This window comes from Paenibacillus sp. LS1 (genome assembly GCF_026013365.1).
Classification (GTDB): domain Bacteria; phylum Bacillota; class Bacilli; order Paenibacillales; family Paenibacillaceae; genus Paenibacillus.
This window is the reverse complement of record NZ_JAPDOE010000001.1, coordinates 1,022,210-1,036,099: the sequence shown is the minus strand read 5'-3', so window position 1 is coordinate 1,036,099 and position 13,890 is coordinate 1,022,210. Positions and strand designations below refer to the sequence as shown.

11 protein-coding genes are annotated in these 13,890 nt (G+C 44.3%); all 11 read left to right on the top strand.

What is annotated here, in order from left to right:
* Positions 1 to 62 precede the first annotated feature (62 nt).
* Positions 63 to 1,835: an ABC transporter ATP-binding protein gene (locus tag OM416_RS04340; protein ID WP_062835132.1), complete on the top strand. Its 1,773-nt coding sequence runs from the start codon at positions 63 to 65 to the stop codon at positions 1,833 to 1,835.
* Positions 1,832 to 3,682, top strand: coding sequence for an ABC transporter ATP-binding protein (locus OM416_RS04335; RefSeq protein WP_264927345.1), 1,851 nt, complete (start codon positions 1,832 to 1,834; stop codon positions 3,680 to 3,682). The genes OM416_RS04340 and OM416_RS04335 overlap by 4 nt, the downstream gene beginning before the upstream one ends.
* Positions 3,683 to 3,893: 211 nt before the next feature.
* Complete coding sequence (locus tag OM416_RS04330; protein ID WP_264927343.1) at positions 3,894 to 5,534, top strand: AraC family transcriptional regulator; 1,641 nt, start codon at positions 3,894 to 3,896, stop codon at positions 5,532 to 5,534.
* A 132-nt stretch (positions 5,535 to 5,666) separates the two neighbouring features.
* Positions 5,667 to 6,656, top strand: a complete 990-nt coding sequence (locus tag OM416_RS04325) for an ABC transporter substrate-binding protein (RefSeq protein ID WP_264927341.1) — start codon at positions 5,667 to 5,669, stop codon at positions 6,654 to 6,656.
* A 62-nt stretch (positions 6,657 to 6,718) separates the two neighbouring features.
* Positions 6,719 to 7,741, top strand: a complete 1,023-nt coding sequence (locus OM416_RS04320) for an NAD(P)/FAD-dependent oxidoreductase (RefSeq protein ID WP_264927339.1) — start codon at positions 6,719 to 6,721, stop codon at positions 7,739 to 7,741.
* Positions 7,742 to 7,993: 252 nt separating this feature from the next.
* Positions 7,994 to 9,181 carry a formate-dependent phosphoribosylglycinamide formyltransferase gene (gene purT / locus OM416_RS04315; protein ID WP_264927337.1) on the top strand — a complete coding sequence of 396 codons (1,188 nt, stop codon included), beginning with the start codon at positions 7,994 to 7,996 and terminating at the stop codon, positions 9,179 to 9,181.
* Complete coding sequence (locus tag OM416_RS04310; RefSeq protein ID WP_062835126.1) at positions 9,171 to 9,629, top strand: GNAT family N-acetyltransferase; 459 nt, start codon at positions 9,171 to 9,173, stop codon at positions 9,627 to 9,629. The genes purT and OM416_RS04310 overlap by 11 nt, the downstream gene beginning before the upstream one ends.
* Positions 9,630 to 9,943: 314 nt before the next feature.
* The gene (locus OM416_RS04305; RefSeq protein ID WP_264927334.1) at positions 9,944 to 10,729 is read left to right on the top strand and encodes a CAP domain-containing protein; all 786 of its coding nucleotides are present in this window, start codon (positions 9,944 to 9,946) and stop codon (positions 10,727 to 10,729) included.
* A gap of 289 nt (positions 10,730 to 11,018) precedes the next feature.
* Entirely contained in the window at positions 11,019 to 11,891 is an 873-nt protein-coding gene (locus OM416_RS04300) for a GDSL-type esterase/lipase family protein (protein ID WP_264927332.1), read from the top strand.
* Positions 11,892 to 12,857 carry an ABC transporter ATP-binding protein gene (locus tag OM416_RS04295; RefSeq protein ID WP_100527270.1) on the top strand — a complete coding sequence of 322 codons (966 nt, stop codon included), beginning with the start codon at positions 11,892 to 11,894 and terminating at the stop codon, positions 12,855 to 12,857.
* A complete protein-coding gene (locus OM416_RS04290) occupies positions 12,850 to 13,839 on the top strand; it encodes an ABC transporter permease (RefSeq protein WP_145148733.1) in 990 nt (329 codons plus the stop codon). The genes OM416_RS04295 and OM416_RS04290 overlap by 8 nt, the downstream gene beginning before the upstream one ends.
* The last annotated feature ends 51 nt before the right edge of the window (positions 13,840 to 13,890 follow it).

Here is a 13,890-nt window from a genome sequence, read left to right as displayed (position 1 = left end):
GTACGGTGATAAACTTCATAAATGTTCATAGTATTTTTGAACGACATAAGAGGAGGAGAAACATGGATGTTCTTAGGCAACTGCAAACCTTTTTTTGGGAAAAGCGAACGTATTTATTTGTATCAATCTTGTTCCTCGCCTTAGCGACCGCACTTGGGTTGGTGTATCCGTACATGCTGAGGATACTGATTGATGACATCATTGTTCCGCGCACTTTTGAAGACGTTCCCATAATTGCCTTGACTGTGTTAGGTGTAGTGATTTTGAAAGCGGGAATGCAGTTTTTACATGGCTTTTACGGAGGACGCTTGGGTAACTTCCTGGCGTACAGACTTCGTAACGCATGTTACGAAAAGCTTCAATTTTTATCCTTCCGTTATTATGATACGGCCAAGACAGGTGATCTGATGTCCCGCCTCACGGGAGATTTGGAAGCCATCCGTAACTTTATCGGATTTGGTTTCGCCCAGATTCTCAACATGGTTTTGATGGTCGTATTCGGCGCAATCATGATGATGACCATGAGTTGGCAGCTTACGCTGTTCACGCTCATATGCATCCCATTACTTGCCTTCGTTGCGCTGAGATTCGAATCCAAAATTCACCCTGCGTTTCAGGAGATGCGGCTGGCGCTCAGTTCACTGACGACAGCGGTACAGGAGAATATCACTGGAGTACGTACGGTAAAATCCTTTGCACGTGAGCCTTATGAAGTGGAGAAATTCTCCACACGCAATGAACGCTACAAGACGAATCAGATTCATGCCGCAACATTGTGGAGTCGCTATTTTCCGATCATGGAGATTCTTGCTTCGGTGAGCATCGTGCTGTTGCTGGTGATCGGTGGAAGAATGGTTATACAGAAGACGCTGACACTCGGTGAACTCGTTGCCTTTTTCAGTTTGATCTGGTACATAATCGGTCCAATGTGGAACCTTGGGTTCCATATCAACAACTATACGCAATCCAAAGCTTCAGGTGAACGGGTGCTTGAACTGCTCAATACACCAGTGGATGTGGAAGAAACGCAAGATCCGGTCATTGTGGAGGCAGACCAGGTGAACGGCCATGTAACGTTTGAATCCGTTACCTTTGCCTACGGCAACAAAATGCCAGCGGTAACCGATATTAATTTTGATGCTGCACCCGGTTCTGTAATCGGTTTCCTCGGGGGAACAGGTTCAGGTAAATCGACCATCATTCAGCTTCTGATGCGTGCATATAACGTCAACTCGGGTACGATCAAGCTGGATGGAAAAAACATCAAAGACATAGGCATCCGCAGTTTGCGGAGTCAGATTGCTTCTGTTTTCCAGGAAACATTCCTGTTCTCATCCAGTATTCGTAATAATATTTCCTACGGACTTAAGAACGTCACCACGGATGAGATTATTCGTGCAGCCAAGCTTGCTAAGGCTCATGACTTCATTATGGAGTTCCCGGATGGATATGATACGGTGGTTGGTGAACGCGGCATGGGATTATCGGGTGGACAGAAACAGCGGATTGCGATCGCAAGGGCTTTGCTGAAAAATCCGAAAATCCTGGTACTTGATGATGCAACCAGCGCCGTGGATATGGAGACGGAACATGAAATTCAATCCGGTTTCCAGGAAGTTATGCGCGGCAGAACTACATTTATTATTGCACACCGGATATCTTCACTACGACATGCAGATGAGATTCTGGTGCTTGATGAAGGTCGCGTGGTACAACGTGGTAAACATACCGAACTCATTGAAGTGCCTGGACCATACCAGGATGTTTATAAAATTCAATATGCAGATTATATTGCCCGCGGTAAGCGGGAGGCTGGGGAGCAGGTGAATTCATGAGTGCCGAAACGATAGCAGACAGGCGCGAGGCCAAAGGCGCCTCTGAGAAGAAACTGAATGAACGATTTGTGTATCAGGACGATGAAATTATTGAAAAGCCGTTTAACTGGAAAGAGTTCGGACGTTTGTTTGCATACATGAAACCATATGCGAAACAACTGTTACCACTCGTTATTCTGATGATGATTTTGGGTACCATTACGAAATTATCTGTACCGTTTCTGATCAGTCTGGCGATTGACCGGGCCATCGCACCGGCAACAGGGTTGCCAAGTATGACTATGCTTTATTGGATAGCAGGCTCTATATTATTCTTGTATCTCGTTCAATGGGCTGCCAATACGTACCGGATCAAACTGACCAATATTATCGGACAGCGCGTTATTTATGATCTTCGCTCGGATCTGTTCAAGCATATCCAGAAGCTGTCCTTTAACTTTTTTGACAAAAGGCCGGCAGGTTCCGTACTGGTGCGTGTTACGAATGATATTAACTCCCTTCAGGATCTGTTTACGAACGGTGCAGTTAACGTCATGATCGACTGCGTACAGCTGCTCGGGATCATTGTGATCTTGCTGTTGATTAACTGGAAACTGGGTCTTGCCGTGATTATTACGGTGCCGATCATGTTTATCATCTCGACCAAACTGCGGGTGCTGATCCGTCGTGCTTGGCAGGATGTGCGCATGAAGAACTCCCGGATTAACTCCCACTTGAATGAATCCATTCAGGGGATTCGAGTGACTCAGGCTTACACACAGGAAAAAGAGAACATGAAATACTTTGACAACATGAACCTGTCCAGCAAAAAGTCATGGGATAGAGCATCAGCGATGAACCAAGGCTTCGGACCGCTGATTGAGATTACTGGCGGTTTCGGAACATTAATCCTCTTCTGGTTCGGTGCTTATCTGATTCAGGAAGGTCAATTGACTGTAGGATTACTTGTGGCTTTTGCCAACTATGTCGGCAACTTCTGGGACCCAATCAACCGTCTGGGACAGATGTACAATCAGCTGCTGGTTGCGATGGCATCATCGGAGCGTATCTTCGAGTTCATGGATGAAAAGCCAAGTATCGCAGATAAACCAGGTGCGAAGCCACTTCCTTCTATTAAAGGAGATATCGCATTCGAAAATGTGGTGTTCGAATACGAGAAGGGAAGACAGGCGCTGAAAGGAATCAGCTTCTCGGCGGCTGCGGGCCAATCAATTGCACTTGTTGGTCATACGGGCTCAGGTAAAAGTACAATCATCAATCTGATCAGCCGTTTCTATGATATATCCGGCGGACGTCTCACGATTGACGGACAGGATGTACGGGATGTAACGGTAGAGAGTTTACGCAGCCAGATCAGTATTGTATTGCAGGATACCTTTATTTTCTCGGGTACGATTCGTGACAATATTCGATTTGGACGATTGGATGCAACCAATGAAGAAGTGGAGGACGCGGCCAAAGCAGTGAATGCACATGAGTTCATCATGAAGCTGCCTGGCGGATATGATACTGAAGTAGAGGAACGCGGTAACGTATTATCCATGGGACAACGGCAATTGTTATCCTTTGCCCGCGCGCTCCTTGCTAATCCGCGCATATTGATTCTGGATGAAGCTACAGCCAGTATCGACACCGAAACAGAGCTGAAAATTCAGGAAGCGTTGAAGGTACTGTTGCAGGGAAGAACGTCCTTTATGGTCGCTCACCGCCTCTCAACTATCCGGAATGCAGATAACATTATCGTCCTGGATCATGGTGAAATTAAAGAAGAAGGAAACCATGAGCAGCTTATCCAAAAACAAGGCGTCTATAATGGATTAATAGAAGCTCAATACCGATTTTTGTGATGAACTTCTTGGACGCCCGTGAAGCGTCTGAATGCATATGAAATGATAACACTCTGGCGTTCTATAGCCTGATTCTTTCAATAATAAGTGCATCTTATTCATTGAAGACAGGGTAGAGGATAGCCGGAGTGTTTTTTTTATTCGTTAGTGTGGTATGTTATATTTTTGAAGAATGAAATCAATATAATCGTTCATGGCTGGAGGGAGATCAATGCAGATGCACAATAACGAAATAAAATCAGAGCATTTTGATCACCTTGATCATATGAACTTTAGGCTCATTAATGTCAATTATACGAGTGGTCCTGGGACGGAGTGGCTTCTGAGGAAACACTTCATTGAAACATACATGTTATTATTTGTAGCCAGTGGGCAAGGGTGGTTAAAGATAGATGGCAGTTTTATTGAATTAAAGGCGGGCGGACTGTATGTAGGCTTCCCGGGGCAACTGGTTGAGGCAAATGTGCATTCGCTGGATGAACGAGGTGTGTATCACATGAGCTTTGATGTCATGTACGCACTGGAGCAGGAGGGTGAAACAGCCCTGGATATGATGAAACAACTTTTGCGTAATGAAGTGAATGGTGAGGTCACCTCATCTTCACCCGTTGCTGTTGGCGTGATCTGTCAGATGATTCATCACCATACATTGAAGAAGGATGGCTTGCAACGGTACTATGGTCAGATTCGTTTTCAGGAACTGCTGTATACTATGTTTTACGACGGAGCCAATGCAGAAAAGACGGATCTGACTTCACCGATTGAACATGTTAAAGCCTATATGGAGCAGAATTACGCGAAGAGATTAACCATCGAGGAATTAGCAAATGTTGCACGAATGAGCCCGCGTCACTTCATGCGTTTATTCAAAAAAAGATATGGCTACAGTCCAGTGGATTATTTGACCTTTTATCGAATCAAACAAGCCCAGATCTTAATGAGAAATGATCACAGTTATCGACTCAAGGATGTGGCATCGTACGTGGGTTATCAGGATGAGATGTATTTCCGGCGTAAATTCAAACAAATTTCCGGTATTCCACCGGCAGCATTTATACGTAATAGCAAACAAAAAATTGCTGCGGTTCATTCTGTGAGCATTGGCATACTGCTTGCATTGCAGATCATTCCCTGTGCTGCGCGGGCAAGTCATCCGTGGACATACTATTACAGACGTAAATATGAAACGGACAAAGTTATGCCACTCGCAGAGGGGGAGACCATCTGGCTGGAACAGCTTCGATTAGTTAAACCTGATTATATTATTACCGCTGGCACGAAGTCTGCGGCTCTGCTAAGTCAGCTTCACTCCATTGCTCCTGTGTGTGACCTCCCGTGGGAAAAAGGCGATTGGAGAGAACATTTGAGATATGTTGCAAGCTTTTTGGACAGGTCGGATATTGCAGAGGTGTGGCTTCAAAGATATGAAGAGAAGGCAACGATCATTAAGAACCAACTTACGGATTTCATACGAAAAGACAGGCTGGTTGTACTCAAAGTATATGGTGAAGCATTGCAGATGTTAGGCCCAAGAAGCATTGCTTCCGTTTTTTACGTTGATATGCAAATGGAAGGACCTGAAGGAATTGAGACTTATTGGGAAAGGGGTACAGTGAGCATTAAGGAGCTATCTGTTCTCAACGTTGAAAGAATATTATTGATTGTGGGTGATGACGAGACATCCAGGCAGACATGGACGGATGTGCGGAAGTCTGAAGAATGGCTTGCGTTGATGGCGGTGCAGAATGGCAGAGTGGACATCCTTTTGTCGAGCGTTCTGCTGGACTACACTGCGTTTACCCATGAGCTTATGCTGGATGAAATATTAAAGTTATGGCAAGATCGTCCATAACAAAAAGTCTGAATAGTCAATATCATACCTGAACATATTTTAATATACTTACTCCTATATCATAATGATAATGATAATTATTATTAATTAGACGTTGTCATAACTAAATGCCATATAGGGGGTACATAAAGAATGAGATTCAGATGGTTAACGGTACTATGCACCATGATGTTGGTGCTCATTATTTCGGCTTGCGGTGCAGCGGGGCAAGATGAGGCTACAAGCGAAGGTCAGAAGACTGGTTCTGCCAATACATCCACAACAGAAACAAGTCAGGTAAAAAAAGTGACTACAAAGATGGGAGAAATTGAAATCCCGGTTGAACCACAAAGAGTAGTGGGTCTGTCCCTTGTATATCCTGAGTTTTTGTATGCACTTGGCATCGTACCTGTTGCTGTGCAGAACTATCACGAGGATCATCCTTCTTATTTGGAAGAGCCATTCGCGAATACCATGAAAATGGGCATCGCACGAACGCCGAATTTTGAAGCGGTTATGGAGACAATGCCTGATTTGATTATAGCTCCTGACTGGTGGTCCGAAAAGGATTATGATCAGCTTTCTCTGATTGCACCGACTGTACTTCTTCCACAACGTGATGATTGGCGGGACGAGTTGCGTGATATGGCCAAAATTCTGGACAAAGAAGAACAGGCAGAAAAGGTTATTGAAGATTTGGTAGCGAAGGAAAAAGTTGCAGCCGACAAATTAAACGAGATGATCGGAGAAGAAACAGTTCTCTATATTCGAGTTATGGAAAAAGAAATCGTCCTTCACGGGGAGAACCTTGACCGTGGAAACTTCGTGCACAAACGTCTGGGTATGAATCCGCTCCCGAATTTCCCGAAAGATCAAGTTGCCATGTCGGTATCCATGGAAGTGTTGCCTGAATACGATGCAGATCACTTGATCGTTCAACTGGATGACGATAAGAATCCTGAAATTAAGAAGAAATTTGAAGAGATGTTGGCAACTTCACTGTGGAAAAATTTGAAAGCAGTCAAAAATGATCATGTGTATATGGTTGGTGGTAAGGAATGGCTCAATCTGGGGATGTCTCCACTGGCTGACGAGTATGTTATTGATGACATTGTAGCTGTTTTTGAAGAGAAAAATAAATAAGGCAAACGGTTCATGTTACACATATCTCTAAATTCAATACTAAATAACAGGATGTGTCCAAAATGAATAAGGAAGATATCTATGACTTGACCATCATCGGAGGCGGACCGGCCGGATTGTATGCGGCCTTTTATGCCGGGATGCGTGATATGAGAGTTAAGATCATTGAAGGCAAAGACCAACTTGGTGGTTTTCTGCATACCTATTCCGAAAAAACCATTTGGGATGTGGGTGGCCTGCCACCAATGAAGTGTTCAAAGTTGATTGAGTATCTGGTCCTGCAAGCGAATACCTTTAAACCAACGGTTGAATTGAATTGCAAAGTAGATCGGTTCGCTCGACTGGACAACGAGATTTTGGCTCTGTATACTGCTGAAGGCGAGATACACTATACACGTGCGATCATTGTCGCAGTTGGCCGTGGTATCGCAGAAATTCAGAAATTGGAGCTTCAAGAGCCAATTCAATATGAGCATGAGAATCTTCATTACACCGTGCAAAATCCAGAACATTTTTACGGGAAGCGTGTACTCATTTCGGGTGGAGGCAACAGTGCTGTAGACTGGGCCATTGAACTTGCTAAACTTGCTCACAGTGTAGTCGTAATCCACCGGAATAATGAGTTTCGTGCATTGGAACGGAATGTCAGTGAGATGAACAACATAACAGATGTGAGAACACCATATAGCATCACGCAGCTTCATAATCATGGTAAGCGAATCCAGCAGGTTGTGATTACGCATACGGAAAGTCAGGACAATGTAGTGTTGGAAGTGGATGAAGTCGTCATTAGTCACGGATATAAAAGCAATCTAAGTGATCTTGCCAGTTGTGGCTTAGAAATGAACGATGGAATGGTTCTAATGAGCCACCATGCACAGACGAGTCTTCCGGGTGTTTTTGCAGCAGGGGACTGTGCGACCCACGAGAGCAAAGTTAGACTCATTGCAGGAGCCTTCAATGATGCGATCGTGGCAGTCAATAGTGCGAAACAATATATGACGCCAGACGCACCCAAGATGGCTTATGTTTCTTCCCATAATGAAATCTTCCGAGAAAAAAATCGACAAATCCCAAGTCTTTAAACTTGGGATTTATTTGCGTATTCCGATTCGCTGGAGTATTAAAATCTACTCTTTTAACATTTCCTTAATTTTGGGAGGAATGGAAGGAGTATCGAATCTGTGAGCGGTAATTGTAAAATTTGATCGAAAAAACACAAAAAATCTTGTAAAATTCACAAGAAAAATAGGGAGCACTCTTGCAATCTTTAACCAAAACCCCGAAAATAGAGAGACAGATATAGAAGATTTCTCTTTGGGAGGATTGGAAAGAACATGTGGGGTGCTCCTTTTACGGCTCAAGCCAAAAAAATGCTGCTACTAGGCAGTGGAGAATTGGGAAAAGAGGTCGTTATTGAGGCCCAACGACTGGGAGTAGAGACGATCGCTGTTGATCGTTATGAGAACGCACCTGCGATGCAGGTCGCGCACCGGTCTTACTGCATCGACATGCTGGATGCTGAAGCTTTAAAACAATTGATCCGTAAAGAAAAACCTCATTACATCGTACCTGAGATTGAAGCTATTGCAACAGAAGCTTTACTGGAGCTTGAGGAAGAGGGATTTTGTGTAGTGCCGACTGCCCGAGCTGCACGTTTAACGATGGATCGCGAAGGCATCCGTCGCCTTGCAGCCGAACAATTGAAACTTCCGACAGCTGACTACCTTTTTGCGGACAACCTGGAACAACTTCAGGAAGCCGTACGTGAGCTTGGCACACCTTGTGTCATTAAACCATTGATGAGTTCTTCCGGCAAAGGGCAGAGTGTATGCCGAACACCGGGCGACGTGGAGGATTGCTGGAACATTGCTCTTTCGGGGGCACGTGGCAAATCCGTTCGTGTTATCGTGGAGAGCTTTGTGCAATTTGACAGTGAGATTACATTACTTACCGTTAGGTCTGTATCAGGCACCGTATTCTGTCCTCCGATCGGCCACATTCAGAAGGATGGGGATTATGTCGAATCCTGGCAACCTCATTCAATGACTCCTGAACAATGGGAGCAGGCTTGTCATATTGCCAAATCCGTTACGGATGAGCTTGGCGGTTATGGACTGTTTGGAGTGGAATTATTCCTGACTCCGGATGGTGTTGTGTTTAGCGAGGTATCTCCTCGTCCGCATGACACAGGCATGGTTACAATGGTGACGCAAGACAGTTCCGAGTTTGCGCTGCATGTACGTGCAATTCTTGGTTTTCCGGTCACAGGTGTACATCTGTTGACACCGGGAGCTTCAGCAACGCTGAAGGCTAATGATGAAACATCTGACTTTACTGTAGGCGGGATTGAAGAAGCACTGGCTCTTCCTCGTACTCAGATTCGTGTATTTGGCAAACCTGAGACCAAAGTAGGACGCCGAATGGCTGTAGCCCTAAGTGCTGGCCAAGATGTGGAAGAAGCTCGTAAAACAGCGGTGCAAGCCGCTAATATGCTGAAAGTGGAGGTAAATCATGTCCAATAATGTTGAGGCCCCTGTACTGATGATCCGAGAGTGTGAACTGCGAGATGCTGAAGCGGTAACGGGATTGATGCGAGAGGTCAGCTATCCGACAACAGCCAATGTCATGAAAGAACGCATTGAATGTTTGGAAACCAATCCAAATGCGTGCATGCTTGTTGCCGAAGTGGATGAACAAATTATTGGTGTGATTGGCTTGCAATGTGTGCAAAATCATGCCTATCCAGAACCTGCCGCACAGATTACTTCTCTAATTGTAGGTCAGGAACATCGTGGTGGTGGAATTGGCCGTCGTCTGATGGCTCGTGCTGAAGATTGGGGCAGACAGCAAGGTGGTAAACAACTGTTTGTCACGGGTGCGAACCGTGAAGTGACTTCAACAACGTACTCTTTTTATGAGCACATTGGTTTTCAGAAGAGAGGCTATCGGTTCAGTAAAGTTCTTCTATAGTATAAACAAGGTTCTTTCTAGCATTAAAATTCTCATTATATCCTGATCTACACCTTCTGGTGTCGTGAGTGATAAATAGATGGTGAAGTGGCATTCGACTAGCATTTTTAGTCTGAATGTCTTTTTTTTATGCTTTTGTAGACAGGGATAGAGGCATGATGGATAAGCCGCCACGGCGTGTTTGAAACACTTTAAAAATGACAAAAAAGTTACTTTTCCATAATTTATGGGTTCACAATCTTCTTATGAATTGATATACTGCTAGAGTATTAATTACAAAGTTGTAATAACTAATCTTAAGGAGATGAATGAATTTGAAAAAGAAATGGATGAAAACCGTCGTGACGAGCAGTCTGACAGCCGTACTGGCCGTAGGGGTTATGCTCCCTGCTTCCGCGTCTGCTGCAGATTCAACATATAAGACTACCGCAACGTACAAGATTACAAGTACAGACAGCCTGAAAGCATACATTGAGCAATGGCTCAAACAAAACGGATATACCCTATCCGAAGGACAAATTGTAGAGAAGCCTGCTACGCAGCCTGATCAAACCACTAAACCTGCTGAACCGACAACAAAACCTACTGAGCCAACAACTAAGCCCGAGCAACCGACAAAACCTACCCAACCAACTCAAGAAGAAAAACCGGCAACTACACCGGCTAAAGATCCTTCGAACACAGGTAATACAGGTAACAATACAAGTAATAGCGGTAGCGAAAGCACACAATCAGACTTTGCTACTCAAGTTGTAAAACTTGTGAACGCTGAGCGTGCCAAAGCAGGTCTGAGCGCTCTTTCTTCGGATGCCCTTCTGGACAAAGTAGCTGTAGCCAAAGTAAAAGATATGAGCAACAATAACTATTTTGATCACCAGTCACCAACATATGGTTCTCCGTTTGATATGATGAAACAATTCGGAGTAACATACAGCTATGCAGGTGAGAACATTGCCAAAGGACAAAAAACACCGCAGGAAGTTGTAACAGCCTGGATGAATAGTGAAGGCCACCGTGCCAATATTTTGAGCAAAAACTTTACGCATATCGGTGTAGGTTTCTACAATGGATATTGGGCTCAAGAATTTATCGGTAAATAAGATTTCTTAATGAAGTAAATGTAGATTTGTTTTGCAAAAGGTTATGCCAGCACAGTTGAAATCTGTGTGTGGCATAACCTTTTTTCCGTAAAATGACATATACAAAATGAATTTTACGAATGTGGCGCCAAAATTTGCAAATTAACGACAGAACATTTATGTTATTTAGGAATAGCCTCATTAAGGCGTGTCTGAAAACTCCGAAGGAAGCGGATTTTCAGACACGCCTTAATGTAAAGTCATTATAAATTATAAAGCACCCGGATCGGTGTACTTGAGCGGAGATGTGATGATGAAAAAGAAAAAAAACCTTGATTCAGCACCATGGATCTGGAGAACCGTTAGTACAGTATCCATCTTGGCAACTTTGTTGTTGTTATTTGGATTTGGATACGCCATAAAAGACGTGATTTTCCCCGAGGGAGATTCCGCATTAACTACAGGTCCGGAGACAACTGCACCACCAAAGAATAACGAGGGGCAAACGGCTGTCGTGGAAGATGGCAAGATTCGGATGGCCGTCATCGGCGATTCCTTGGCAAGAGGTACGGGGGATGATGAAGGACTTGGTTTTGTGAGACGTGCAGGGAATCTGCTCAAAGATAAAGGATATGACGTTCAAGTTCTTAATAATCTGGGTGTTAACGGATTGAGAACAGATGCTTTATTGACAAAACTGGATGAGCAAGGTGTACGTTATGTACTTCAGCAATCTAATTTTATTTTACTCTCCATCGGAGCGAATGATCTATTCCAGGGGGGGCAAGTTTTGCAAGGGGAAGATCCGCCAACAGCAGAGCAATTGGCAGCGGCTTTGCCGGAAACATCGAAACGTCTTCAAGAGATATTGAAGAAAGTAAAAGAAATCAATCCTGATGCACAGATTGCGTACATAGGGTTGTACAATCCATTTGGAGATGTGAAGGAACTGGAGAAGCCAGGTAATGCCGTTGTTGCTGCATGGAACGATGCTGCGCTGGCTATTTTGAACAATGAGGACAAGATGACACTAGTCCCTACATTCGATTTATTTGAAAATCATCTGGGGGAGTATCTCTCTTCAGATCATTTCCATCCGAACGGACAAGGTTATGAGCAGATTGCAGTTCGGATTGCACAGGAATTTCAGGCGGATACACCGGCAGAAGGGAGCGGAAATTAAATGGCAGAGCAGCAGTATGATTCCGTCCTATCCGTACAGAATCTGAAAAAGCGGATCGGACGCAAATGGATCATTAAGGACGTTACATTTGACGTAAAACCTGGTGAAATCTTCGGATTTCTCGGTCCCAACGGTGCTGGCAAAACAACTACGATACGGATGCTGGTCGATCTGATCAAACCTACAGAAGGTAAAATTAAAGTCTGTGGTTATGATGTGAATCGGGACCCTGAGCGTGCTTTGAAGTACGTAGGCTCTATTGTTGAGAATCCGGAGGTATATACATATCTGACCGGGTGGGAGAACTTGGAGCATTTTGCCCGCATGCAACCAGGTGTGGACAATGAGCGTATTCAGGAAGTCGTGGATATTGTACGTTTGGATCAGCGCATTCACGATAAAGTCAGAACATACTCACTGGGTATGCGTCAACGCCTCGGTATTGCGCAAGCGTTGCTTGGGCGTCCACGTCTGCTTATTTTGGATGAACCGACAAATGGCCTTGATCCGAAAGGCATTAAGGAACTACGGGTCTTTATTAAACAACTTGCCAGTGAAGGTATGGCTGTATTTGTCAGCAGTCACTTGCTAAGTGAGATCCAGCTTCTCTGTGACAGAGTAGCCATTATCAGTGCTGGACGTGTGCTTGCCGTTGGAGGCGTTAGCGAGCTGATTGAAGATCATTCGAAGTTGGCTATATGGCATGTTTCACCACTGGAGCAAGGCAAAAAAATGTTGCAGGATGCAGGTATTGCTCTGGTAGGTCGACCAGCCGATGTGATGGATGATACCATTGTTGCGGGACTTGGTCCCAACGCTGTGGTTGCCGAGATGCACGAAGATCGAATTCCTGATATGGTGCAACAGATGGTTCAAGCTGGTGTACAGGTTGAAGGGGTACAGCGGATTCAGCCTACGCTCGAACAACTATTCTTAAAAATGACAGAAGGTGAATCCATTGAATAATATCATGCCGCTGATTCGCAATGAAACGATTAAGATGGTGAAGAAAAAACGGCTTTATATTATATTTATTGTACTTGCGATCCTCGTACCGATGTTTACGTATGCCCAGATGAAATCTGCGGAGAATAATCGGGACAAATTCGGCGGCGATTGGCGGCTTGAACTGCAACAGGCCATCACAGACAATCAAAACTCGCTCGGTAGCGATCGGGTACCTGAAGAATATAAGAAATATAGAACAGTATATATCCAGCAGATGCAGTACTATCTCGAAAATGACATCAATCCCAAAGAACCTGGTGGTGTTACTTTTACGAGGGAGTTCATGAACAATGCAGTAGGATTGTTTATTCCACTGTTAATCATGGCTATTGCTTCGGATCTTGTTTCAGGTGAACGTACGACAGGTACGATTAAAATGCTTTTAACGCGTCCGGTTAGACGCTGGAAAGTACTTCTGAGCAAATTAATTACGCTGATTATGTTTGTTTCGATCATAGTGGTATCAGCCTACATTATATGTTATGTCATATCGGGTGCCGTCTTTGGCTACAAAGGCTTCAACATGCCGATCTTCACAGGATTCAAGGTAGTGGGAACCGATGTCGATATGTCGGCAGTGCATGCTGTAGACCAGTGGCTGTATATGCTCATGCAGGCAGGACTGATCTGGTTTGTGAGTGTAATTGTGGCTATGCTTGCATTTATGGTATCTGTGCTTGTGCGCAGTACTGCTGCAAGTATTGTTATCATGATGGCCGCTTTGATTGCAGGAACAATCTTGACCAGTATGGCAGCATCCTGGCAGACAGCGAAGTATCTGTTCATGGTTAACCTCGAACTTCCTGATTATTTGTCTGGTGGATTACCGCCAATCGAGGGTATGAATTTAGGTTTTTCCCTTATTGTGCTTAGTGTTTGGGGCGTTGCTTCACTGATTGTGTCATTCCTTGTCTTTACGAAACGGGATATCTTGAATTAAAATGGACAAGGATAAGAAAACATCTGTTTGCATTTTAGGCATTTTTTTAGT